General features: G+C 70.1%; 27 protein-coding genes, 2 pseudogenes and 1 riboswitch. Of the genes and pseudogenes, 19 read left to right on the top strand and 10 right to left on the bottom strand.

The window, feature by feature from the left end:
- Positions 1-187: 187 nt before the first annotated feature.
- A complete protein-coding gene (locus ACFV0Q_RS19060) occupies positions 188-442 on the bottom strand; it encodes a hypothetical protein (RefSeq protein WP_385006754.1) in 255 nt (84 codons plus the stop codon).
- 405 nt (positions 443-847) lie between these two features.
- On the opposite strand from ACFV0Q_RS19060, the gene ACFV0Q_RS19065 reads away from it, so the two are divergent.
- Complete coding sequence (locus tag ACFV0Q_RS19065; protein WP_385006756.1) at positions 848-1204, top strand: hypothetical protein; 357 nt, start codon at positions 848-850, stop codon at positions 1202-1204.
- 10 nt (positions 1205-1214) lie between these two features.
- Here ACFV0Q_RS19065 and ACFV0Q_RS19070 read toward each other — a convergent pair whose 3' ends face one another.
- Positions 1215-2489 (bottom strand): DUF1266 domain-containing protein, encoded by a 1275-nt coding sequence (locus ACFV0Q_RS19070; RefSeq protein WP_385006758.1) that lies wholly within the window; start codon positions 2487-2489, stop codon positions 1215-1217.
- A gap of 16 nt (positions 2490-2505) precedes the next feature.
- Here ACFV0Q_RS19070 and ACFV0Q_RS19075 point away from each other — a divergent pair, with 16 nt between their 5' ends.
- The 6 genes from ACFV0Q_RS19075 (at position 2506) to ACFV0Q_RS19100 (ending at position 6388) form a co-directional block, all read left to right on the top strand.
- Positions 2506-3084 (top strand): hypothetical protein, encoded by a 579-nt coding sequence (locus ACFV0Q_RS19075; protein ID WP_385006760.1) that lies wholly within the window; start codon positions 2506-2508, stop codon positions 3082-3084.
- Positions 3085-3094: 10 nt separating this feature from the next.
- Complete coding sequence (locus tag ACFV0Q_RS19080) at positions 3095-3496, top strand: DUF5959 family protein (protein ID WP_385006762.1); 402 nt, start codon at positions 3095-3097, stop codon at positions 3494-3496.
- The gene (locus tag ACFV0Q_RS19085; RefSeq protein ID WP_385006764.1) at positions 3457-3576 is read left to right on the top strand and encodes a hypothetical protein; all 120 of its coding nucleotides are present in this window, start codon (positions 3457-3459) and stop codon (positions 3574-3576) included. The genes ACFV0Q_RS19080 and ACFV0Q_RS19085 overlap by 40 nt, the downstream gene beginning before the upstream one ends.
- Positions 3577-3869: 293 nt before the next feature.
- Entirely contained in the window at positions 3870-5141 is a 1272-nt protein-coding gene (locus ACFV0Q_RS19090) for an MFS transporter (protein ID WP_385006766.1), read from the top strand.
- 617 nt (positions 5142-5758) lie between these two features.
- A complete protein-coding gene (locus tag ACFV0Q_RS19095) occupies positions 5759-5935 on the top strand; it encodes a hypothetical protein (protein WP_385006768.1) in 177 nt (58 codons plus the stop codon).
- A gap of 108 nt (positions 5936-6043) precedes the next feature.
- Positions 6044-6388, top strand: a complete 345-nt coding sequence (locus ACFV0Q_RS19100; protein ID WP_385006802.1) for a phospholipase A2 — start codon at positions 6044-6046, stop codon at positions 6386-6388.
- Positions 6389-6582: 194 nt separating this feature from the next.
- Here the strand turns inward: ACFV0Q_RS19100 and ACFV0Q_RS19105 are convergent, their stop codons facing one another.
- Positions 6583-7515 (bottom strand): NADP-dependent oxidoreductase, encoded by a 933-nt coding sequence (locus tag ACFV0Q_RS19105; protein ID WP_385006770.1) that lies wholly within the window; start codon positions 7513-7515, stop codon positions 6583-6585.
- A gap of 90 nt (positions 7516-7605) precedes the next feature.
- On the opposite strand from ACFV0Q_RS19105, the gene ACFV0Q_RS19110 reads away from it, so the two are divergent.
- From ACFV0Q_RS19110 to ACFV0Q_RS19120, 3 genes are all read left to right on the top strand, one after another.
- Entirely contained in the window at positions 7606-8541 is a 936-nt protein-coding gene (locus ACFV0Q_RS19110) for an AraC family transcriptional regulator (RefSeq protein ID WP_385006772.1), read from the top strand.
- Positions 8542-9057: 516 nt separating this feature from the next.
- On the top strand, positions 9058-9351 hold the full coding sequence (locus tag ACFV0Q_RS19115) for a hypothetical protein (protein WP_385006775.1): 294 nt from the start codon (positions 9058-9060) through the stop codon (positions 9349-9351).
- A gap of 778 nt (positions 9352-10129) precedes the next feature.
- Entirely contained in the window at positions 10130-11164 is a 1035-nt protein-coding gene (locus ACFV0Q_RS19120) for a PQQ-binding-like beta-propeller repeat protein (RefSeq protein ID WP_385006776.1), read from the top strand.
- Between the two features lie 205 nt (positions 11165-11369).
- On the opposite strand, the gene ACFV0Q_RS19125 is transcribed toward ACFV0Q_RS19120, so the two are convergent.
- Together ACFV0Q_RS19125 and ACFV0Q_RS19130 are read right to left on the bottom strand one after the other, a co-directional pair.
- Positions 11370-11513, bottom strand: a complete 144-nt coding sequence (locus ACFV0Q_RS19125) for a hypothetical protein (protein ID WP_385006778.1) — start codon at positions 11511-11513, stop codon at positions 11370-11372.
- Between the two features lie 243 nt (positions 11514-11756).
- The gene (locus ACFV0Q_RS19130; RefSeq protein ID WP_132754741.1) at positions 11757-11972 is read right to left on the bottom strand and encodes a hypothetical protein; all 216 of its coding nucleotides are present in this window, start codon (positions 11970-11972) and stop codon (positions 11757-11759) included.
- A gap of 159 nt (positions 11973-12131) precedes the next feature.
- A riboswitch (guanidine-III (ykkC-III) riboswitch) is annotated at positions 12132-12194 on the top strand.
- Between the two features lie 75 nt (positions 12195-12269).
- Here ACFV0Q_RS19130 and ACFV0Q_RS19135 point away from each other — a divergent pair.
- Both ACFV0Q_RS19135 and ACFV0Q_RS19140 read left to right on the top strand, forming a co-directional pair.
- A complete protein-coding gene (locus tag ACFV0Q_RS19135; protein WP_385006780.1) occupies positions 12270-12725 on the top strand; it encodes an Ohr family peroxiredoxin in 456 nt (151 codons plus the stop codon).
- Entirely contained in the window at positions 12712-13161 is a 450-nt protein-coding gene (locus tag ACFV0Q_RS19140) for a hypothetical protein (protein WP_385006782.1), read from the top strand. Before ACFV0Q_RS19135 ends, ACFV0Q_RS19140 begins: the two co-directional genes overlap by 14 nt.
- A 171-nt stretch (positions 13162-13332) precedes the next feature.
- Here ACFV0Q_RS19140 and ACFV0Q_RS19145 read toward each other — a convergent pair whose 3' ends face one another.
- Positions 13333-14580, bottom strand: a complete 1248-nt coding sequence (locus ACFV0Q_RS19145) for a hypothetical protein (RefSeq protein WP_385006784.1) — start codon at positions 14578-14580, stop codon at positions 13333-13335.
- 289 nt (positions 14581-14869) lie between these two features.
- Here ACFV0Q_RS19145 and ACFV0Q_RS19150 point away from each other — a divergent pair, with 289 nt between their 5' ends.
- On the top strand, positions 14870-15871 hold the full coding sequence (locus tag ACFV0Q_RS19150; RefSeq protein WP_385006786.1) for a hypothetical protein: 1002 nt from the start codon (positions 14870-14872) through the stop codon (positions 15869-15871).
- Between the two features lie 429 nt (positions 15872-16300).
- Here the strand turns inward: ACFV0Q_RS19150 and ACFV0Q_RS19155 are convergent, their stop codons facing one another.
- Positions 16301-16786 carry a hypothetical protein gene (locus ACFV0Q_RS19155; protein ID WP_385006788.1) on the bottom strand — a complete coding sequence of 162 codons (486 nt, stop codon included), beginning with the start codon at positions 16784-16786 and terminating at the stop codon, positions 16301-16303.
- Between the two features lie 302 nt (positions 16787-17088).
- Here ACFV0Q_RS19155 and ACFV0Q_RS19160 point away from each other — a divergent pair.
- A pseudogene (locus ACFV0Q_RS19160) lies at positions 17089-17253 on the top strand (transposase); the annotation flags it as partial.
- A 57-nt stretch (positions 17254-17310) separates the two neighbouring features.
- On the opposite strand, the gene tpg reads toward ACFV0Q_RS19160, so the two are convergent.
- Positions 17311-17817, bottom strand: coding sequence for a telomere-protecting terminal protein Tpg (gene tpg, locus ACFV0Q_RS19165; protein WP_385006790.1), 507 nt, complete (start codon positions 17815-17817; stop codon positions 17311-17313).
- On the opposite strand from tpg, the pseudogene ACFV0Q_RS19170 reads away from it, so the two are divergent.
- Positions 17780-18256, top strand: a pseudogene (locus tag ACFV0Q_RS19170) (zeta toxin family protein); the annotation flags it as partial. The gene tpg and the pseudogene ACFV0Q_RS19170 sit on opposite strands and share 38 nt — an antisense overlap.
- A 259-nt stretch (positions 18257-18515) precedes the next feature.
- Positions 18516-19379, top strand: coding sequence for a zeta toxin family protein (locus ACFV0Q_RS19175; RefSeq protein ID WP_385006792.1), 864 nt, complete (start codon positions 18516-18518; stop codon positions 19377-19379).
- 2 nt (positions 19380-19381) lie between these two features.
- Here ACFV0Q_RS19175 and ACFV0Q_RS19180 read toward each other — a convergent pair whose 3' ends face one another.
- Complete coding sequence (locus ACFV0Q_RS19180) at positions 19382-19576, bottom strand: hypothetical protein (RefSeq protein ID WP_385006794.1); 195 nt, start codon at positions 19574-19576, stop codon at positions 19382-19384.
- A 329-nt stretch (positions 19577-19905) separates the two neighbouring features.
- Here ACFV0Q_RS19180 and ACFV0Q_RS19185 point away from each other — a divergent pair, with 329 nt between their 5' ends.
- A complete protein-coding gene (locus tag ACFV0Q_RS19185) occupies positions 19906-20469 on the top strand; it encodes a hypothetical protein (RefSeq protein ID WP_385006804.1) in 564 nt (187 codons plus the stop codon).
- A 56-nt stretch (positions 20470-20525) separates the two neighbouring features.
- Positions 20526-22301: an NB-ARC domain-containing protein gene (locus tag ACFV0Q_RS19190; RefSeq protein ID WP_385006796.1), complete on the top strand. Its 1776-nt coding sequence runs from the start codon at positions 20526-20528 to the stop codon at positions 22299-22301.
- An 86-nt stretch (positions 22302-22387) separates the two neighbouring features.
- Here ACFV0Q_RS19190 and ACFV0Q_RS19195 read toward each other — a convergent pair whose 3' ends face one another.
- On the bottom strand, positions 22388-22699 hold the full coding sequence (locus ACFV0Q_RS19195) for a hypothetical protein (protein WP_385006798.1): 312 nt from the start codon (positions 22697-22699) through the stop codon (positions 22388-22390).
- A gap of 135 nt (positions 22700-22834) precedes the next feature.
- Between ACFV0Q_RS19195 and ACFV0Q_RS19200 the strand changes: the two genes are divergently transcribed.
- The coding region (locus ACFV0Q_RS19200; RefSeq protein WP_385006800.1) for a DCC1-like thiol-disulfide oxidoreductase family protein at positions 22835-23130 on the top strand (296 nt) is incomplete at its 3' end.

A 23130-nucleotide genomic window follows, 5' to 3' on the forward strand; every position in this document is an offset into this window, starting at 1 on the left:
AGGGGCCACTCCGGCCAGCTTCCCGACGCTCGTGATCGGTGTGCCCGGCGCGGGCTCGCACCAGATCGCCATGACCGACGGAGTCTTCGCCGAGTGCGACAACAAGGTGACGGTCAGCGCCTTCTCCGCCACCAAGCCGTCCTGACCGGAAGTGCGGCGTGGTGCGGCCCCGGCCCGCGCCGATGCTTCACGGGCGGACGGTCCGGCCGTGGAGGGGAACGATGAGGCTCACCAGGAGGCTCCGCACCGCGTGACGGGGGCCGCCCGGCACGGCGCTCGCGGCGGCCGTGCTGGCCGCCGCCACGGCCGTCCCGGCCGCGGGGCCCGCGTACGCTGCGGCCCGGTGCGGGCCGGCGGAGGCGGCACCGCCGGTGCGGGTGGCCCGGATCCCGGACTGGGTCGAGTCGATCGCCGTCGACGGGCGGGGCCGGATGTTCGCCACCGCCTACTTCAGCGGGCGGGTCTACCGGGTCGACGCACCGGGCGGCGAGCCGGTCGCGCTCACCGGGGACATCGGGGCCAACGGCGGGATCGTCGTGCGCGGGGGACGGGCAACTCCTCGTCGGCACGGGCGACGACCTCGCGCACTCCCTGACCGACGAGCTCTTCCCCGCGTCGCGGCTGCCGCGGGTGGATCCGGATTCCGGCGCGGTCACCACGTACACCGCCGGGATCGGCGGGATCGGCGGGATCGGCGGGATCGCGCTCCCTCCCAACGGCACGGTGTACACCACGACCCTGGGCAGCCGGAACATCGGCCGCGTCACGCCGGACGGGCGGGCCGACCCGGCCTGGGCCCGGGTTCCGCAGCCCAACGGGATCGCCGTCTCCCCCCGACGGCGGCGAGGTGTACGTCGTCCAGACCACCGTCGCCTCCGGGCTGTACCGGATCCCCGTCGGCGACCCGGCCCACCCGCGGCGGTGGATCTCCGCCGACGCCGACGCCGACGCCACCGACGTCCTGGCCCTGCCCGACGGGCTGCCCCTCGACGGCCGGGGCCGCCCGCTGGTCTCCACGCACACGGCGGGGCAGATCTGGCGCGCCGAGGAAGGGCGGCTGTGCGCCATGGAGTCTGGGCTTCCGCTCTTCACGCAGCTCACCTACGGGCGCGGCCACCGGGGCTTCTCCGCCGGCCGGCCGTACCGGGCGGGCGTCGACGGGGAGGTGTACGAGGTACCCGTCGGCGCCGAGCCGGGGCGCTGAAGCGGGGCCCTCAGATCCAGTGGAGCGTGCGCCACGGGCTGGCCGGGTCCGTGGTCAGGGCGCGGTGGGTCGCGAGGGCCGTCTCGTACCACTCGCCGAACTCCTCCTCGTCGAAGTGGAGGCAGCGGCCCAGGACGTAGGCGGCCGAGAAGCTCTCCCACGAGCGGTAGTTGAGCTGGACGAGACGGCCGGCCCTGACCACGGCCGCCTCCGCCTCCTGCAGGGAGCACAGGCGGGCGGCGAGTCCCCAGCGGGCCATGCCGGAGGCCCGGCCGTAGTCCCAGGCCTCGACGCTCCGGACGAAGCCCCCTTCGGGCAGCAGGCCGTCGGCGCGGAACCGCGCCTCGTAGCGGGCGATGCGGCCGATCAGCCGCTGCACGCCGGTCACTTGGCCCTCCAGCTCCGCGGCGGTGACGGTGCGGCCCTGGGTGACACCGTCCGCGGTCAGGCGAGGTGCGGCGGCGGCCTCGGCGCGCTGGCGCACCACGTTCCCCGCGGCCTCGCGCCAGTGGTCGACGTCGACGGGGCCCGCGAAGTCCAGGGCCATGGAGCGTCGCAGTTGCAGGACGAACTCCCAGACGTCGCTGACCATTCCGGCGCGCAGCAGCTGTTCCTGCGTGTCCTGCCAGTCCTCGCGGGTGGTGACGCCCCACCAGCGTTCCAGCGTGCGCTTCTCGTCGAGGTAGCCGCAGCCGTGGTAGGCCATCGAGTTCCAGTAGCGCCCGTTGCGCACGTTGATGTGCGCGCCGGCCGCGAGACCGAAGGCGACGGGGCCGCTGCGGGGGCCGCCCACCTCCAGGGTGTGGACGACGTCCTGGGCCAGCCCCGGCCGTTCGACCGGGGCGGAGTGGCTTTGCCACAGGGCGCGGCCCTCCGGCCCGGCCGGCAGGACGCCCTCGCAGGGGCTGCCGGGGTTGACGACGAGGTAGGGCGGGTCGTTCTGGTTCCAGACTTCCGCGAACCAGCCCAGGTCGTAGCAGTTGTAGACAGGGTCGGCGACGGGCGGCGGCAGCATGCCGCCGGTGTAGACGGCCAGGCACACGGTCTGGGTCTGCGGGTTCCAGTAGGGATGGAAGCGGGTGTTGCCCGGGTTCGCGTCGACGTACGCCCGCGACTGCATCATGTACAGGTCGGCCCGGGCGACGAGGTCGTAGTACGCGGGCCAGTCGCCGCGCGCCTTCGCCTCGTACAGCCCCCGCTCGACCGCGCTCGGCGCCTGCCAGCCCTGCGCCGGGGCCGTCGGACCGGGCAGGGCTCCTCCCTCGTGACCTGCTGTCAAACCCATGGGCAAACCCTAAGGGGTGGTCCAGTGCGGTCGGCATGCCGGTCCCGCCGGGCGGGCCGTCGTACAGAGCGGTCGGCACGGCCGCACCGGGAACACCCGCGAAGCTGGTCGCCGGGCACAGTCGCATGGCCGCCGCGACGCGGTCGCGGCCGACCGTGTCGCGGGGCTCCAGTCCGGGCTCGACCGGCGGTTCGGTGAAGGAGGGGCCGAGCAGCAGCCGCTACGCGTCGAGGAACTCGCCCACGAGCGGGGGATGTTCAGCCAGGTGCCCATCAGCGCGACGAGTCCGGCGGAGTCGGCGCGCGGCGAAGTGGTCAGCGTCCATCCGCCCCCGCTGGTGGTGCACCTCGTCGACGCGGGTGGGTTCCAGTGGCTCGTGCGCGCCGTGGCCTGTGAGCCGGCGGACAAGCGCCCGGCGGCGCGGGCACCGGAAGCGGTGCGGGTCCCGCCGGGGCGCAGGGCGGTGGGTTGCCTACCCACCGACCTACGCGTCGGCGACCAGGTCATGGCAGGCGGCAGCCTCGGCGACAACGCATGCTTGTCAGCGGCCGCGCACCGCAGACCCGTCGCAGTCGTTGCCGAGCGCCTGCCGTAAGTTCCGGGCCATGGACACGAACCGACAGCCCGATGCGATTGAGCTGATCCGGCTGGCCGACCGCAGCCAGAGCATCGGCGTTCACTTGCGTTCAACCGAGCCCACCCTCGAAAGCCCGGGCATCCGGTACTACGACGCGGAGGCCGTCGTGACCAGCGGCTTCGTGAACGGAACCATCTACCTGGGGTTCGACTCCGAGGACCTCTCAGACCGGGGCCGGCTTCTGGACGCCATCGAGGAGGCCGAGCAGGAGGCCGACCTCGACGAGCCGTTCACCGCGGACTGGCCCCCATCAGGCCGCAGGCCTACCTCCCATTCATTGCCGGCGACCCCTACGTGGTCGAAGTCCATGACACGCCCAGCACCCAGATCGTGGTCTCCGTACCGCTCGACATGGGCGAAGAGTGGATAGCCGAGTCCAGGGAACGCCTGGCGGCTGCCCGAGCCGCTCTCGGTGTTGACACAGAGGACCAGCACGGCGCACGTCCCTGACCGCCAGCCGACGCAGTCGCCGCCCACGGCCGTCCTCCCGGGAACCAAGTGACGAGATCCGGGATTTCCCTGACCTCACGCCGACCCTGGCTCCAAGATGTGCGCAACCGTTTCCAGGAGATGCACGCTACCGGTTCCAGCACTTGGCACCTCCACCGAGGATGGCCGCAGCGCCGGCAACGGTCCCCGGAGGGTCGGCCCCATGTCCTGCGCGAAGTACGGACTGGAGGTTCCGGTCGACGGCGGAGGCCCAACACCCATGATCACCGGAGTCACCAGGGGGAGCCCGCAGCATGACCGACACCACGGAGGCCCTTGGCGGGTCGGCTGCGGTCGACGATGCAGCACCAAGCGTCACGCGCCCGTTCTACGTATACGCCGTGCTCGCCAACTCGCTGTTCCAGCGTGGCGTATTCGTCCTCTTCCTTCAGCAGCGAGGCTTCTCCGCCGGGCAAGTGGCCCTCCTTCAGACACTGCTCTACCTGGTCAGCGGACTTGCGGAGTTGCCGACGGGAGTCATCGCTGACCGAATCGGCAGGCGTGCCAGCATCGTGATCGGCCAGGTGCTGATAGCTGGATGCCTGCTCGGTCAGGTGACGTCCTCCAACTACTGGGTTTTCCTGACGCTGTTCATCGGCCAGGGCGTGGGCATGGCATGCGTATCCGGTTCGGACACCGCCCTGCTGTACGACCTGCTCGTGCGTCGTGGCGCAACGGCCAGCTACGTCAAGATCAATTCCCGGTTCACCATGCTCGGGACGGTCACCTCGGGAGTCGCCATCGTCCTCGGCGGCCAACTGCAGCGGATTTCCTGGGGAATCGTCTACGTCGGTTCGGCGTCGTGCCTCGTCCTGGCCGTGGTGGTGCTGATGTCACGAGTGCCCGAGATCCGCGGCGCGGACGCGGTGGACGAGCAGGACGGAGCCGAGAAGGAGCACGGCGACGCCACAGCATGGCGGGCGATGCTTCGGGTCGCCACGCCGGCGCTCGTGACGCTTGTCGTGGTGTCCGGATTGATGCATGCGACTTTGACGCCGTACATCATTTTTACGCAGAAGACCCTCTCCGATCAGGGAGCGGGCACCGCATTGGTCAGCGTGGTCATATCGGCGGGATTCCTCGTCGGCGGACTCACTCCGTTGCTGTCGGACCGCGCGAACCGGCGCACCGGGTATCGGGTCATCGTCCCGGTGTCTCTCCTGACGCTCGCCGTGGCGCTCGGCCTGAGCGGCCTCGGCCTTGTCTGGGTCACCATCGCCGCGTTCCTGGTTCTGGTCGGAATTCCCGAGATCACCGCCGTGATCGTGGACAACGTGTTCAACGAGGCAGTGCCGTCGCGCCACCGGGCGAGCCTGCTGTCGATGATCGCATTCGTGGAGTCGGCGCTCATCGGCATCGGCTATCTCGTCCTCGGCGCGCTCATGGACGGGTTGGGCTCCAGTGTGGGCATGGCCACCTACGCCGCGGTCCCCCTGCTGGCATGTCTCCTGTGGCTCCCGGTGCTCTTCCGTGGGGCACGGGTGACCACCGGGATCGAGAAGCCCTCCGACCAAAAGGCATCCTGAAACAGACCCTCTCGAGCAATGCCCCTGCCCGATGGTGGGGGGCGTTGCTCGTTGACATGTCGCTCCCAGCGTCGACGGAGCTGTCTCAGGGCCCGCGGAGTCGAAGGGATGGAGGGGCCGAGGCCCGGGCTGCTCGCCGACGGCGGTGCACTCCGCGGGGTAGAACTCGCCGACGGGCGGACACTTCAGGCAGCAGGGGTGTTCCTCCTCCCGAGGAGAATCCCGAACGGTGGTGTCCTGGAAGGGCTTTGCTGCGAGAGGGACGGGTCAGGGCGGGGGCGCCCGACGCGTGCCGGCTGCCTGCCGCAGGCCCGCACGGATCGCCTGCTGGGCGCTGGCCGGCGCCCTGGCCGGCGGGGTGGGCTGGGCCACCGCCTTCGGCCCCGGATCCGACGGGCCGCAGGGCCAGAGCGACACCGTGGCCGTAGCGGCGGCCTCCGCTTCCGGGGAAAACGCGCCGGCCCTGGAGCTGGAGACGATCGTGGCCGCGGGCAAGGCCGTCTACGGCCTCGCCGCGGACCACCGCCAGGGCGTCTACCAGTGGTCCTCCGACCGGGCCAACTGGCTCAAGGTCCGCGGCGCCACGAGCAACCTCTACGCGGGTGGTGACGGCGTCTATGCGACCGACCTGGTCAACCGGCGACATCACCAAGTACGGCGGCGAACCAGGCCGGTGGGCCCTCGTCGGCGGCCCCGCCGCCGCCTTCGTCACCAACGGAGACCACCTCTACCGCCTCGCCCCCGACAAGCGCTCCGTCCAGATCTACAGCGGCAACGGGGGCAACGACCAATAGCGCGACCTCCACGCCCCAGCCGCCCCGGCCACACGGGAACAGAAACTCGCACGCCTCGACACCCTGACCCAGCCCGGAGACGAAGCCTTCAACGACTGGGCGCAGGCACTGGGCGCGCACCGCACCGGCAAGCCCGACCGGTACGAGTTCGACTGGACCACGAACAAGTGCAACGACCCCGCCCCGAACACCGTCGCCGGCTTCGACTTCACCCTCGCCTGCATCCGGCACGACTTCGGCTACCGCAACTACAAAGACCTGCAGGAAGAGAACACCTTCAAGCACGGCGGTGACTGGAACGCCCCCAAAGACCGCGTCGACCGCATCTTCCACCAGGACCTGCGCACCGTCTGCAACGCCGTGACCATCCCCCTGAACCACACCGACACCGAACGCGCGGCCTGCAACAGGGCAGCCGGCCACTACTACTCGGCCGTCGTCGCCACCGGCTGACCCACACCAAACGCCGGTACAAGGGCCGCCACCCCGCTCAAAGGGGTGGCGGCCCTCGGCCACGCGGCAGTGCCTCTACGGACCGGGGGCCAACTCCACATCAGTTGTCGGCGTACTCGCCAAAGTGCGCAGCCAGGTACATGGGAACGTACCCGGCGACCGGCTGGCGCGGCACCCGAAATCGCCGCCCGGGTTCAGGGGATGATGATGATCTTGCCGCGGTTCTGACCGGCTTCGCTGCGGCGGTGGACGTCGGCGAGGCCGGCCAGTGGACGTGACTCGCTGATGTCGATGCCGAGCGCGCCCGCGTCTACGAGTTCCACGAGCCCCGCGAGGTGTGCGACATCGTTGCGGGCGACCATGTGTATCGCGCTCACTCCGGCGTCGGCAGCCGGTTCGATCGGGGTTGCGATCGAGATGATCCTCCCGCCCGGCCGCACCAGAGGCGCCAGAGCTGCGGCGTCCTGCGGGCTCAGCGGGACCAGATTGAGCAGCGTGTCCACCGGACGGTCGAGCGCGGCGCTCACCGGTCCGGCGGTGTAGTCGATCACTTGGTCCGCCCCCTGCCGCAGGACCGCCGCAGTGCTCCGAGGACTGGCCGTGACGATCACCTCCGCCCCCGCGTGCTTGGCGAGCTGCGTCACGAAGCCTCCGACGCCGCCACCGGCACCGTTGACCAGCACCCGCTGACCAGCGGCTACCTTCCCGTGTTCGAAGACTGCCTGCCAGGCCGTCAGGCCGGCCACGGGAAGGGCCGCGGCGTGCGCGAGAGGGATGGACGCAGGCGCCGCGACGAGCACGGCGGCCGGCGCCCGGACGTACTGGGCAGCCGCTCCCCCACCGTCGAGCCGCCCGATGACCCGGTCTCCGACGGCGAAGCCCTCCGTCCCCGCCCCGATCTCGGCCACGGTTCCGGCGAGATCCCAGCCGAGCGTGTAGGGCAGGTCCACAGAGAAGAACGCCTGCAGCATCCCGGCGCGCAGAGCGGCCTCGGTGGGATTGAACGAGGTCGCGGCGACATGGACAAGCACTTCACCGAAGGCGGGTCGCGGACGGGGAACAGCGTCGTAGCGGATCACGGAGGAATCGCCGTACTCATGGATGCGCGCGGTCTTCATCATCGTCATGCCGCGAAACTACCGACCACACACGGAGACGATCCATGCGTCAGAGCGCCCAGTTCATGCGCGTACGTCTCGCACCCGTACGCTCGGCCCATGGACGTACTCAGCGATGTGGTGGCGGTGATTCGGACGGGCCGACCCCGGGCGGCGCATGTTCGGTGGCATGCCCCGTGGGGACAGGAGTTCGCCTCCGTACCGGGTTCGGCGGGCTTCCAGGTGGTCCTGCGGGGCTCCTGCTGGCTCCTGCCCCCGGACGCGGAGCCCGTCCAACTGGGCGCGGGGGACGTGGTGTTCCTGCCCCGCGGCAGCGGGCACACCCTGGCCGACAGCCCCGAAACCCTGGTGGCAGCCCCTGCCTGCGGCCCCGAGGGCCACGAGCTTTACGACTCCTACGCCTCGGACAGCGTCGACCGGAGCGGAGGCAGCGGTCCGGTCACGGTAGTGCTGTGCGGCGCCTACCAGCTCGACCCGTCCGGCACCCACCCGCTGCTGCTGACCCTCCCGGATCTGATCCACCTGCCGGCGCACTCGGACCGCCATCCCGAGCTGCGTTCAGCCGTGGAACTTCTGGCCGCCGAGCTGGAGAACCCGCGCCTGGGCACGGACGCAGTCGTTCCCGCCCTCCTGGACACACTCCTGCTGTACATCCTGCGCATCTGGTTCACTGAACAGCCCTCCCAAGGAAACACCACCGGATGGGCCGCCGCGCTCAACGACCCACCCGTCACCGCCGCCCTCCACGCCATCCACCGCGACCCGGCGGCACCCTGGAGCGTGGCGAAACTCGCCACGGAAGCCGGGCTCTCCCGGGCACCCTTCGCCAGACGCTTCGCCATGCTGATCGGCCAACCGCCCCTCGGCTACCTGACCTGGTGGCGGATGACCACGGCAGCGCGCCTGCTACGGACATCGGACGCACCGTTGAGATCCATCGCCGCCCAGGTCGGCTACACCTCCGAGTTCGCCTTCGCCCACGCGTTCAAACGCATGCACGGAACCGCACCGGGCACGTACCGGCGGAACAACTGATCCGAAGTGGCAGACCTGAGCACGTTCAGCGCAGTGGTACGCAGCTGGGCACGTTCAGGTGTGCGCCAACACCACGCCCCGAAGCGGCCGCGAGCCTTCCGCGCAGACCACCGTCAGGGTGCGTCGCCGGACCAGTCCCAGCTACCCCGCTCGCCTGGGCACGGGTCGTACAGGGCCCGGCCGTCGAGCCCGAAATGCCCGATCTCGGCCACCGGCGCTACGCCGGGGCGATCAGCCACGCTCATGGCAGCCAGCCACCGCCCACGAGACACCTCACGGCAGCAGCCTGGTCACTCCGTGCTGCCCCGATCAGAACCCCTGCAGGGGTGCGAACAGAGACATCCGCCTCAACCTGGATGACGCCTGCTCACCGCCGCCAACGCGCCCATTCACAACTCCCGGCCAGGCAGTTCAGCGCGAGAGGCTGCTGCCCTGGAGCTCGTCGGCACTGCGACCATGTGGGCGATCCATGCACGTGGGTCGTGACCACTGCACGGGGACGATCGTTGCCCGGCAATGAAGAAGATCATGACCATTGCTGTGCTGGTGGCGTCCGTTCTGGGCCCGGCCGGCCAGGCACAAGCTGTCGCGCCCACGCCCGATTTTCGGGGCCAGACCGCCACAGCTGTTCTGCAGTCTGTCGATGCCGGAACCAACGTCGAGATGACGGACCTGAGCGGATCCCAGCGTCCTGTGCAATGGCCTGCTCAGTGGAAGGTGTGCACCCAGTCCCCTGCTCCGGGCGAAACCGTGACCGACAAGGTCACCCTCGGTGTGGTCAAGACGACCGAGGACTGCCCTACGGCGTAGAGCCCGACGAGGCCCAGCTGCACGTGCTGTACCAGCGCTGCCCCCACCGGCAACCAGGTGCCCCCACCGGGCCGGCAGGAGCAGGAGGGGGCGGCTGCTGCTCCCCTTCGCGGCCCCGTGTGATCCGGCACCGGTGGCGAAGTGGATCAGCTGCAAGTCCACCTCGGGCCGCACCACCGCCGAGCCGCCGGGCGGCCTGGTCCGGACCCAACGGGACGTGCCATTCGAGGAGGGCGGGCAGGTCCCGGCGGCGGGCCAACTCGGCGACCTGGCCCGGGTGGACGTCGGGGAACTCGGGGGCCCCGCCGAGGTAGGCCAGGAGGCCGGCCCGGACGAAGTGGCCGACTGCCGCAGCGGTCACCCTCGGCCGGCGCAGCAGGAGCGGTACCCCCAGGGCCTCGGTCAGCAGCCGCCACCCCGCGCCGACCGGGGTCCGCGGCCTCGACCACCGATTCAGCGGCATGACCGGTGCCCGTCGGCGGGGCGTGTCCGCCCGCCGACGGCGCAGCAGGGCGTCGGGCGCAGGCGTCGCACCGGCCGGCCTGCCGGTGCACGGACGGCCGTGGTAGAGCGCGCTTCCAGGGCGGACGGAGCGCCGGCCGTCCGTCGCGGCCCAGGGGGCATACGGACCTGGCGCCGCCGGCGTGCTGCTCGCGGCCGGGCTGCCCGGGCCGCTTCCCCGTCGCCACGCCCGCCGGGGCTGCCGCCCGAGCCGCTGTGGACGTACGACGCCGAGTCGCTGTGCCGGGTCGAGGCGGTCCGGGACGGGATCGTCGTCGTGTCGGTCGGCGACGACCGGTTCAGCCGGACCGTGGTCGGCCTCGACGCGGCCGCCGGCAAGGTGGTGTGGCGGAGCCCGAAGACCGTGGTCTTCGAGGAGAACGGGGAGGGGTTGGTCGTCCGCGAGAAGTCCTCGGTCCTCAACGCCCCGGATCCCCTGCTCGCCCTCTCCGCCGCCGACGGGCGACTGGCCGAGTACCCCGGCGAACTGGGGCGGCCCCGACTGGCCGGCCCCCGTCTGATCGCCAGGACCGACGACCGGCTGTACCTCGCCGGCTACGACGGCGACCAACGGCTCATCGCCGCCTACGCCACGGCCGGCGGTACACGGCTCTGGGCGCAGAAGACGGGACACGAGCCCTACTCACCGAACCCCGGCGTCGCCGCCGCGGGGGACGTCCTGAACTACTCCGTATCAGGAGACGTCGTGGGCGTCGGACGGGACGACGGGCGGGAACGATGGCGCATCGACCTCTACGGCCCGGGCAACCTTCGCCTCGAACCGGTCCATCCCTCTTCCCTGACCGACGGCCGCCTGTACCTCGGGGGCGGCGAGGTGCGCGCCCTGGAGGCCGCCACCGGAAAAATGGTCTGGCGCTTCGGCGCGGACCGCGTGCCGTACCCCGGCGGCCAGACCTCCTATGCGGCCGCGACGGCCGTGGACGCCATGGTGTACGTCATCGGGCTGTGTCCCGTGGACCCGCAGAACCCCAGTGCGCGCGAAGAGCTGCCGGCGCTGCGGGCCTCGGACGGAGCGCTGCAGTGGACGTACGCCATCCCGGACGGCGCCCGCTTCGACCCGCCGCCGCTCCTGCACCGGGGCATGCTCTACGTGGACACGGGCCGGCTGGCCCAGCCCCTGCTCGCCGTCGACCTCGCGACCCGCCGCCCGCCCTGGACGTACCGCAGCGGATTCAACGAGGACGGCCACATACCACTGACCACCGCCGGTTACACCGAACTCCGCATCGCCGACGACCGTCTCCACCTGTCCTGTGGGACGCACGTCCTCGCGCTCCCCGCGCAGGGGTAGCGGGGGAGCCTCAGTGGGGTTCGCACGCCGACGACGTCGCGGCCGGCGGAGTCGCGAAGCTGAAGGCCGAGGGCCAAGATCAGCACCTCGGCAACGAGGCCGGCTTCGGGGTCCGGCATGGCGGCGCCTGCGGGAGCTGGGCGACAGACTCGGCGCCGTAGCGGGACCACGGTCACGCCCCCGTACGCCTTCCCCCACAGCCCGTTCAGGCAGCACGCGTGGTGGCGCTGCCGAACACTGCATCGAAGGGGTGCGCGATGTTGGTGCGTACGAGATGGCAGGCGCCGCTGTGGTGGCGCAGGGCGTGGTCGGTGTAGTGGAGGACTTCGGCGGGGGTGAGGACCTTCATGTCGCCGAAGACGTAGTGCAGCGGGGTGGGCGCCTGGGCGGCGGTGAAGAGCAGGCCGGCCCCTGCGCATTGCCTTCCGCGAAGGAATACACCGTGATGACGACGGTCATGGTCGTGGGGCGGCGACCTGCGGTCATCCCTCGTGCGGAGGCGTGCGGAGGCGTGCGGGCGCACGATCGGGCGCGTACCGCACGGCCCGGCGCCGGGACCGCGGCGGGAGCACCGCGGTCCCGCGTCCGGCCGTCAGACGGATTCGGTCGCGAAGAGCTCCAGGTGGGCGCAGTGCGGGCAGCGGTACGCCTCGATGCGCCGCCGGGGCCTGCCCAGCCGCCTGGCACCGCCGAACAGGCCGCGTTCCAGCGGCCCGGCGATCCAGCGTGCGTACCCCCGGGCCCCCTCCCCCGCGTCCTCGACGAAACCCGGCTCCAGGCCGACACCACCGCAGTAGGTACATCTCATCGCGTCCACGGGGCGAGTGTAGAAAGCGGCCCGCGGCCACGACGCACCGCACCCGCCCACCCGGTGTGTGCCTGCCCGAGCCGTCGGCCGGGCCGGCGGCGGGTGAGGAACTTCACCGCGGGGATTGTCCTCGGGCGACGGCCCCCGTTGCTAGATTGTCCGGCGGCCGGTCCAAGGCCCCGGACGAGATGCGCCGTACCCGGTTACGCACGACGACGCGCGCGGTGCCGCACGAGCAGCGCCGTACGCTGTCCGCACCCGGGCAGCGTCCTCGTCGAACAAGATGGGCCCAACGCCATGACCGTGCCACTCACCCGCAGCCTGTACCGGACGACCGCACACGCCGCCGGGGGCCGTACCGGATCCGTCCGCACGGACGACGGACGCCTGGACCTCCGCCTCGCCCCGCCGCGCAAGAAGGTGCCCGGCACCACCAACCCCGAGCAGCTGTTCGCGGCCGGTTTCGCCGCCTGCTTCACCTCCGCGCTCGCGGAGGTCGCCGCCGAGTTCGGGGCGGACGCCTCCGCCGCGCGCGTGGCCTGCGAAGTACAGCTCGGCACCACGGACACGCCCGCGGGCTACGGCCTCGCGGTGACCCTCACCGTCAGCCTGCCCGGGTGGCGGGCGGCGGACCTCCAGCCCCTGCTGCACCGGGCCGACGCGGTCTGCCCCTACTCGCAGGCCGTACGCGGCAACGTACCGCTGACACTCCTGGCCGCCGACGACGACCCCGCCACCGATGACCGTGCCTGAGCCCGGCCCGGCGGGCCGCGTCCCGGACGGCCCCGGCATCCCCGTACCCGAGCACGGCGCCTGGCTGCGGCGCGGCATCAGCCGCGACGGCGGACCCCTCGTCGAGGACCGCGAAGTGGTGTGGCTGCAGGCCGGCCCGTACTACGCCGACAGCCGGGGCTTCGCCGGAACGACCTCCTTCGACGGCTCCCAGGTGCACTTCCACCACCTCACGGGCCAGCCCGGCGAAGACACCGGCACCCTCCGGCGGGACGGAGCGAACCTCATCGAGCAGGGCACCAACCCGGACGGCTCCACCTTCCTGGAGATCTGGACCCCGCTACCCGCCACCGACGGCGCCACCGGCTCCTGGTCCGGCCCGGACCACCACGTGGTACGCGTCGGCCACCACGTGGTGCACGTCGACTCCCACACCGGTACGTACTGGCGGCTCTAGGGCCTGCGCCACGGTCAGCGGCGGCCGCGCCGGTTCGGCGACGGCTTGCTGGTCCTGGTCGTGCTCGCCCATGACTCCATCGTCGTCCGCGCCGGCGGGCAGGTGCCAGGCCGTACGGAAGCATGGGCGCGAGCTCCGCCTAACAGGCTCACACCCTCACAGCACTGCCGCCTACCTGGGGAAACGGGGTGTGAGGCTTACAACCACCCAGTCCTCGGCCGGATCCAGCACCTCCTTCCGCAGATGGGGGACAGCGGCCGCAGGGCGCCCCGGTAGCGGGTTCTGCCGCTTGCGGATGGTGGAGGCGCGGCCGGTGCACCACCGGGAGCAGTACAAGCGGGGGCGACGGGCGGAGCCGGGCAGCGGCTGGGCGCAGACCGGGCAGTGGCCGGCTTCGATGACGGGGGCCAGGCGCTCAAGGAGCTCGTTGGCTTGGTCCTCTTCCTCCTGGTCGTACGGGATCGCGTCGGCTTGGCAGCCGGCGAGGAGTTCGGCGACGACGGTTCGCAGCACGGCCAGGTCGCGGCGGCAGGTGCCCAGGAGGCTGAGGTACTCCTCTACGGGCCAGCTGGCGAGGACGCCTGAGCGGGTGAGGTAGAGGCCCAGGGTGTCGATCCGGTAGCGGTCGGCGGTGTCGAGGAGCAGGTAGCCGATCAGCTGGTTCGCGGTCTGCTTGGACAGTCCCCGGGCGAAGGGGTGCTTGGTGCTCTTGAAGTCGAGCAGCAGGCCGTCGACCACGAGGTCGGCGTCGGCGGTGATGTTGACGCCCGGGAAGGTGGGCCCACCGGTGCAGTCCTGAGGCCGGGTGCGGGCGCGCAGCGCTTCCAGGGGGCCGGTGGCGGCCAGGTAGAGCTGGTGGACGACGTCGTCGACCATGTCCTGGTTGGGGAGCTGCAAGAGCCGGTCGAGGGTGAAACCGCCGGGGTCCTCCATCGCGGTGAGATACAGCTGGGTGTAGGTGAAGCCGTACGGGTTGCGGGCCATCACCTGGTACCAGGCGCCGGCGAGCAGCATGCGGGCCAGGTCCTCCTCCTCGTCGTGGGCGCGGTCCATCGACAACGAACGGTTGTCGAGGTCGAGGCGGTGCACGGTCTCGGCCAGCCGCGCGGCGAGCTCGTTGCCGACCGCGCGCATCCGCAGCCCCGCTCCCCGGCCGATGCCGCCGGTGAGGTCGATCCCGGCCTCCGTGGCCAGGTCCACGGGTGCGGCCGTCGTGAAGGCCAGGCGCAGGCGCTGGTCGATTGCGGTGCCGACGTTGCCGGCCTCGGTGCCGACGCCGGGCCCGGGCAGCAGAAGGTGGGCGGTTTGGTGCTGGGCGCGGAAGGACTCGCGCAGCGGCCGTGGGCCGGCTGACAGTTCGCGGTCCAGGAACCGGCGCAGCGGGGTGCGGGGACTATGCAGTCCGGTGGTGAGGCTCATCCGAAGGTCACCGCCTTGAGGAGGCACCGCCCGCAGGCGGTGGAATGGTCACGGCCGGACGCTACGAACGGGCACTGACAACGCGTCACCCACAGGAGGTAGCCGCCTGTCACCCACACGGAATCGTTCCCCCGGACGGGCGATGGGGCCCCTATGTCAGCCGCGTAGGCGGTGGTTGGGCCTGAATCCCGAGATGGTTCTGTCTGTGGGGCGTGGCGCCAAGCGGCGCCACGCACGGGCGGGTTGGTCGTTGGACTACCGGACGACAGGCGGAGCAGAAGGAGAACGGGTGGTCAGCGTCGATGTCGCCGATTCGATCAGGCGGCGGTACCGGGAAGGTGTCAGCCTCCGCGACGTGGCTGCTGAGTTCGGAGTGAGCAAGGACACCGTCCAACGCCTGATCCCCGCGGAGGAGCGTCGCAACGGGGCCATGTCAGCCAAGCAGCGCTACCGCAACCGAAGCAAAGCCCCGGACGAGACACAACTCCGCAGGGAGGTGGTACGCCTCTACCGGAGCCCCCGTGCCGCCTCCGAGGTCGCCTCGCTCCTCAACATCAGCCCGGAGATGGTGCTGGCCAGACTGCCGAAACAGCTGCGCCGCACCCCTCAGGAGACGGCCCGGCTCGTGGGGCGCCGGACGGCAAGCCGCCTTCCCACGAAGGACATCATCCGGCGCTACAAGGACGGGGCGTCCTTCCGTGAACTCGGGATCCGCTACGGAGTGCACCCCACCACGATCCAGCGCCGGGTCCCAAGGGTCCTCTGGCGACCCCGGGGTCCCGTGCCCAATCCGCACCGCGGTGCCCCCTTGGAACTGCCCGTTGAAGAGATCCGCCGCCGGTACCAGGCGGGCACCAGCATCTACCGTCTCGCGAAAGTACTTGGGGTCTCTGAGTCGACGATCCGCCGCCGTATCCCAGAGGAGCAACGCCGTGGACGCCAGCCGCAGAGGTTGCGTCCTGAGAAGAAACGCAAGAAGCGGCCGGCAGCCCCGCGCCGCTCGAAGCTGAGGATCTCTGAGGCCGAGATCCGGCGCCGCTACCTCGCGGGAGAATCGGCATCGAGCCTCGCACGAGCCGCTGGCGTCACGTGCATGACCATCGTGAGCCGCATCCCAGAAGCGGAGCGACGGACCAATGACCAGGCGAAACAGGCAAGCCGTAAGGCGCCCGGCGTCACCGGAACCGAAATCCGCAGACTGTGTGCGGAGGGCCAACGTCTGAAGCAGATCGCTGCGGCTTCCGGTCTGTCCGTCACGACCCTAAAACGGCGCCTGGCGGAGGACAGGTAGCGTCCGCTCAAATCGATGCAGCTGGTCGCGGTGGTTGGCTACGTCGGTGCGAACGCAGAACGGCTTTAGCTGGCCGTCAGGAACGCTGAGCCGACGCTGATGACGGACATGTTGGTGAGTCCGGGAACGCACTGCGGCGTGTCGGGCAGCAGCCAACCTCAGCTGTGCTCACAAGGCTTAGCTTGTCGTTTATGGTCCGGCATCGAACGCGGGTCTAACTTGTTCAGCGTTTTTCGAGTTCATCAGCTATGTGAGAGGCCGCGGGTCGATCCTGTGCTGAGCGAAAGCGGCCGTCGCGGTGCGGGGAGCAGCGGTTCGAGGCGATCCCGCAGTCGACCACGGTCACGTCCTCACACCGGACCGAACACTCAACTCCTGTCCCGGACACGGCAACCAGGGCGGATCCATCTCATTGTGTGTTAGCCGTTGTTAGGGCCAGAGGTTATGAGTGACCGTCATACCCGCAAAGGCTTCATCCTTTCCGAGGAACTTATCGCTGGTCACGGTGAAGTCCAAGATTAGCCTGCCTCTGCCTCCGCCCAGAGTTGCTGGCTCAGGGGATTTCGAGCCGGCAAGGTCCTTCATTTCGCACCAGACTGACGCGTCATATAGTGCTAGGTTTGGCCTCACGGTAACCGTTTCGTCGCCATTAAGGGTCACGTGCAATTTCAGTACGGCAGTGGCACCGTCTGTGCAAGCCCTGTATGTGACGCTAGTCGTTCGCTTGTTGTGCGTAAGGGTGATATTTTCCTTACGCTTGATTGAATTCCCATCAAACCCGTCTTTGGCGGATACGAATACATCGGCAGTGACAATGTGGACTGCCGCCGCCGCAGCGGGATCCGCCATACCTGCGAATGAGAGAGGGGTCAGCAGAACTGCGGCTGCTATGGCTTTTCCAAGTTTCATCTTCACACCTCGCGGACCTTGGCTTGCTAGGTAGTGCAGGTGCGGGGGTATGCAGAATAACCTTCTCAGCAGTGGTCCACCTTGGGCCGAGCGGCTCACAGATTGGCGCCAACCAATCCCAGCTAACCATCCTCTTGGTGGGACAGCAACCGAACATGCCGACCTCTGGCACTCTCTTTCTTACTCTGAGTGCCAGATGGAGACCCTGCGGGCTCGTACCCACTACTTGTTTGAATTTTCCCAGAGGTCGCATGATGGGGAATTTCTGGGTAGGTTTCGACGGCGTTCTGGCGTTCAGTCATTTCCTCCCCAAGCAGCGGGACTCTGCCGCGGCTGACCGCTGGACTTGGCTTGTCCTGGCCGCACACGCCCAACTCCGTCTCTCCCACCCACTCGCGCGCGACCTCCGCTGGCCGTGGGAACGACCGGCGGAACCGAACAGCAGCCCGGCGCTCCCGGCGCCGCCCAGACGGGTGCCTGACCGCGGACCGCAGCTGCAGGCGATGATGTTGGCGGGCCGCAGCAGCCACTCACAGCTGGACGTCGATGTGGTCGATGTCGGTGAACTCGACCAGGAGGCCGCTGGCCCGGCGGCCACGGTCCTTGAAGTAGATCTCCTGGAACCCCTCGGCGGCGATGGCCAGGAGCTGCTCTTCGGTGGCGCCCTGTTCCTGGGCTTCGAAGAGGCGGGCGGCGTACGCCGGCGGAAGCGCCTGGGTCAGGTGCCGCATCCGGCCGTCGTCGGTGGTGCCGGCGGCGGCGGCGGTGTAGCCAAAGCGGGCCCGGGTCTCGATGACCAGTCCGCCGGTTGTCGCGGCGGCCTTCTTTGCCTTGGCGCGGATCTGGGGCTGCCAGCGCCTGCGCACTTCGTCCGCGAGGCGGGCTGCAAGGTCCTTGCGGGGCCGCTTGAGCTTGCCAGTGACGTACCGCTCCACGGTGCGCTGCGAGACCCCCAGCGCCTCGGCCGCGGCCACGGGCTCAGTGCCCCAGGACTGCCCGGTGCTTCTCCTCGTCGCCGGACCGCCCGGGAGTGGCAAGACGACGGCCGCCGAGGTACTGCACGCCTCCCTCAGCCGTCGCGGGGGCGCGGTCCGGATTGGCAGCGACTTCTACAAGGCTGCCCACCGCGACTACCAGGCTCTGCTCGACGAAGACGTCCGGACCGCCGGGATACGGGTGCGGCCAGACACACGGCACTGGCAGGCCGAGATCGAAGCTTTCGTCCGGGCCAGGGGCCTGGACGCGGTGCTGGAAACGGCGCTGGCCGACGCGGACGAGGTCCGGGCGGTGTCAAGGGTGCACCGGGCGGCGCGCTACCGGATCGGGCTGGTGGTCTTAGCCGTATCCGAGGCGGACAGCCAAGCCGCCGTCCTGGAGCGGTTCTTCGACCCGGCAGGCCGGTACGTCGCCTGGGACAACCAGGACACCTGCGCGGCCGGACTGCTGGACGCGCTCGCGGTCATCGAGGCGGAGCACTTGGTCGACCGGGTAACCGTAGTCCGCCGGGGCCTGGAGCTCCTGTACGACAACGAGCTGACCGCCGACGGCGCGTGGGCGCGGCCGCCGGACGCGGTCGGGACCGTTCGCAGGGAGCGGTTCCTTCCGTGGAGCGCGCCGCGCACCCGCGTCTTCCGCCAGCAGCTGGTGCGCGCCGACGTACAGGTTCACGACGAACGGCTCCCGGCGGCTCGCGGTCTCGCGGGACGCCGAGCGGGCTGCAGCGGCAGCAGAACCGGTGCGCAGGATCGCGCAGCCCCTGCGCGGCCCGCCCGGGACCGGCTACCACCGCCTGTCGCAGGCCAAGCACCAGCTGCTCTATGCCGAGCTGATCGCCCCCACCTACCTGCGCCGACCCGTCGCCCGGGACAACCCGGTCGTGGTGTACCTGGTCGGCGAGCCCGGGACGGACACGCTGCAGGCGGGTTGGCTGGTCAAGCGGGCGATGCGGCCGGGCGCCATCCGGCTGGACCCGGAGAAGCTCCGGGGCGTACACCCGGACTACTACCAGCTCCTAATCGACGAGCCGCGCACCGCCGCCGAGGCAGTCTGTGCGGACTCCCGGGCATGGATGGCCCAAGCGCAGACGTATCTGCGCGGCCTCCACGCCGACATGCTCATCGACGCAGACTTCGACAGCGGCGAGGACTTCCTCGACAGCGCACGCCGAGACCAGAGGGCCGGCTACCGGGTCGAGGTGGTGGCGCTGGCCGCACGGGCGACGGACAGCCGCCAGCGCACCGCCGTCCACTACGCCCGCGCCGCCCAGCTCGACCTCCATGCCCCGTTTCCCACCGCCGCCGCGCACCAGAGCATCTTCCGAGCGGGCGCCGAGATTGTGGCGGCGGCCGAGACCAGCACGATCGTCTCGGCGGTGACCATCGTCGATCGCGGCCATCAGGCTCTTCACCGCCACCAGGCGGGTCAAAAGCCCGGGTGGGCATCGTGGGCCCTGGCAGCAGAGCGGCACCGTCTGTACAGCGAACAAGAAGCGTCCCGCTTCTTAGCCGTCGACCGCGCACTCGCTGCGGCGCTGCCGTACAGGATTCCCCACCGGCAGCCCGCAGCCGGTGCCCATGCGGTCCGGCTTGGGGCGCCGTGACCCTACTTGGCCGTCAGCTCCTTGAGCCGGGCGGCGTAGAGCATCGCGATCTCCACGACCTCGTCGGGCGTGGCCGTCTCCACGCGGTCCTGGTCCCTCAGGGCTTCTTCCCGGGCACGCTTCCACTCGGCGACTTGCGCCGGGTCCGTCCCCGGGGTGCGCAGTGCGGTCGCGATCTGTGTGTTGTACCAGTTCACGACCTCCTCCACCGCCCGGTATGCCTGCGTGGTCTCCGCGCCGGCATCGTGAGATCCGGAAGGGCCATACGACATGGTGAACCGCCTTTGAACAGGTGTTTTTGACCTGTCATTGTCCGACGGGCCGATGCTGGCGGACAACGCCAAGCCATGGGTGCCGCAGCGGGGGCGCCCTTGGCGCCTTCTGGCCCGCTTCCCTGGCTCTGGGCCTCTGGTGGCGATCAGCCGGAACGGTGAGCCTTGTTGTCGTCTCGTGCAGCTCGTACTGAGTGACCGCGTAGAAGTGGTGCAGCTGCTCCAGAGGCCCGACGCTGCCTCGGCCCTTGGACATGTTCTTGGGTGAAAGCGGCTGTCTGCTGAGGCGGCTGGTACTACGGTCGGAAGATGGTCTTGTACAGGGCCGCGTGGATGGCGTTATGGGGGTCAGGATGTTGGCGGAGTCGTTGATGGCGCTGGCTGCGGCCGGTGGTTCTGCGGTGGTGCAGGCCGCGACGACGGATGCGTGGGCCGGGTTCCGGGTCCGGCTCGCGCGGTGGTTCGGAAGGGGCAACGAGCGGCGGGAGCAGGTGCAGCTGGAGCGGCTTGACCGAACCCTGGCGGAACTCACTGCAGGCGGCGGAGCTGAACGGGAGCTCCTGGCGCGGGAGTGGCGGACCCGCTTCGAGGAGCTGCTGGAGGACCTGGACGATTCCGAACGGGAGGTGGCGGCCGCCGAGCTGGGGGATCTTCTGGAGGAGCGTGCGGGCGCGAGTGGTGTCTCGGCCCGAGCGGGCGGAGTGGCTGCCGGGCGGGACATCAGCGTGAAGGCCGAGGGTGGGTCGATCGCGGCGGCTTCCTTGCAGGGAGGGGCGTACATCGGCCACCCTCCTGTGCCGGATCCGTCCCAGGGCTGAGCGGACCGGCATACCCAAGCCCCAACGACACCGCGCCGCTAGCCGGCGGAGTGCAGGTGCATGCCGCGCAGGGCAGCGTGGCGGTGTATCGAGCTGACCATGTCACCTATCAGGCCGCTGTCCGAAGTGCGGTCTCATTACCGCATCAGGTCGGGGTGATCCCTCGCCGGGCCAGTGCGTTCCAGGACCGCGCCGAGGCACAGCGGCTGCGGGCCGAGGGGGAGGGCGGGGGGATTGCGGCGGTGTGCCAGGTCCTGCTCGGAATGGGCGGGGTCGGCAAGACACAGCTGGCCGCCGACTATGCCCGCCGTGTCTGGGAGAACGGGGAAGTCGACCTTCTCCTCTGGGTCACGGCGGCAAGCCGCCAGACAGTCATCGATGCCTATGCCCATGCCGCCGTGGATGTCCTCGCCGCCGACCCCGCCGACCCCGAACGTGCCAGCAAGGCGTTCCTGGCCTGGCTGGAACCCAAACCCGAACCACAGACGATGCGCTGGCTCATCGTCCTGGACGACGTCGCCGACCCGGGCGACCTGACCGGCCTGTGGCCACCCACCCCCGCCCACGGCCGGATCCTGCTCACCACCCGCCGCCGCGACGCAGCCTTGACCGGCCGCGGCCGCGTGGTGCCGGTAGGCCTGTTCACACCGGTCGAAGCCACGTCCTACCTCCATCACGCCCTGGCCGCGCACGGGTGCCATGAACCTGCCACGGACCTCACCGCCCTCGCGGACGACCTCGGACATCTCCCGCTTGCCCTGTCCCAGGCCGCCGCCTACCTCATCGATACCCACCTGGACGCCTCCACCTACCGCGCGCGCCTCGCCGACCGTGCCCGCCAACTACCCGAGCTGCTCCCCGAACCCGGGACTCTGCCCGACGACCAGCCGGACACCGTGGCGGCAGCCTGGTCCCTGTCGCTGGAGCGGGCTGATCAGCTCCGTCCGGTCGGCCTGGCCCGCCCGATGATCCAGCTCGCGGCCATGCTTGACCCCAACGGCATTCCCGCGAAAGTCCTGACGTGCGAACCGGCCCTTACCCACCTTGCTGCGCACCGGACCTCCCCGAGCGGCGACAGCCCCGCCGGGGCACCCTCCGCTGTCACTGCTGAGGAGGCAATCGGCACGCTGCGGGCCCTGCACCGCTTGAGCTTGGTCGACCACACTCCCGACACCCCGCACCAGGCCGTGCACGTCCATCAGCTCACCCAGCGCGCCATTCGCGACCCGCTTACCTCAGAGCAGCGCGACCGGCTCACCCGCACTGCCGCAGACGCACTGATCGCAGTGTGGCCCGAGACCGAACGCAATACCGACCTTGTACAGGCTCTCCGTGCCAACGCCACCACCCTGACCACCCATGCAGAAGACGCCCTACACCAGCCGTACGCCCATGCGGTGCTGTACCAGAATGGCCGAAGCCTCGGTAAATCCGGTCAAGTCGGCGCCGCCATTGCACACTTCCACCACCTCTTCGAGACCACCGCCCGCCACTCGGGCCCGGACCAGCTCAGCACCCTCACCGCCCGGAGCGACCTCTACTATTGGCACGGCATGGCGGGTGATGCGGCCGGGGCTGCGGAAGCATTTACCGTTCTGCTGGAGGATTACCTGCGGGTGTTGGGCCCGGACCACCCCAACACCCTCACTGCCCGGAGCAACCTCGCCCACTGGCGCGGCACCGCGGGGGATGCGGTTGGAGCCGCAGAAGCATTCACCGTTCTACTGGAGGATCAACTGCGGGTTTTGGGCCCGGACCACCCCAGAATCCTCACCAGGCGGACCAACCTCGCCCACTGGCGGCGGAAAGCCGGGTATGCGGACGGAAAATGACTTTAGCAATGGCGCCGTCCGACAGTGAGTCGATGGTTCGGTCGTCGACCACCTGCGGGGCGGGCGGTCCCCCGCCCCGCAGATGTCTACAGGGCGGGGGTGTAGGTGACGGTGTTGCCGTAGCCGGCGGCGATTTCGAACAGGCGGCTCTGCTCGTTCTGGTCGACAGCGAGTTGCCAGCGGAGCTTGGTGGCGGTCCACTCCGAGGCGTAGCGGCACAGGGCGTCGGAGGCCGGCGGCAGCCACTCGAAGGGGTCCTGGTCGGCTTTCTGCCTGTTCGAGCGTGCGGTGACGGCGACCAGGCTGCTGGCCTGCGCCTGCCCCTGAGTGACCACCACGAGCGCGGCGCCGCCCAGCGCCAAGGCGAACGGCGACCGCAGATATCTCTTCGGGCCCAACGGCGTGCTCCAGCGGCCGGTGCCGACAGCAATACCCCGGAGCCCGCAGCCGCCCGCTCGTCCGCCACGTGACGCCTGCGAGTCGCACGCTCAGACCTAAACGCCGAACCGACAGCTCAGGAAAGGAAGGCATTCATGAGCCCAACAACCCATCTTCAGCCCGTCCTGGCCTTCGACGGAGACTGCGGCTTCTGCCAGGCCGTCATCAACCAGATCTCCGCCCAGGGCCGACCGACCTTGCGCGCTGTCCCCTGGCAGTTCCTTCCCGACACCGCCACCCAACCGCATCGGGCCCGCCTGGACCATGAAGTCCTCCTGCTCCGCCACGACCAAGTGATCGCCAGCGGCGCCCAGGCCCTGGCCGTGTACATGCGCCACTCCCCCAGCCGCCGCTGCCAAATGGCCGGGGCAGCCATCCAGACCCCCCTCCT

Source organism: Streptomyces sp. NPDC059564, assembly GCF_042735575.1.
In the GTDB taxonomy this organism is placed as follows: domain Bacteria; phylum Actinomycetota; class Actinomycetes; order Streptomycetales; family Streptomycetaceae; genus Streptomyces.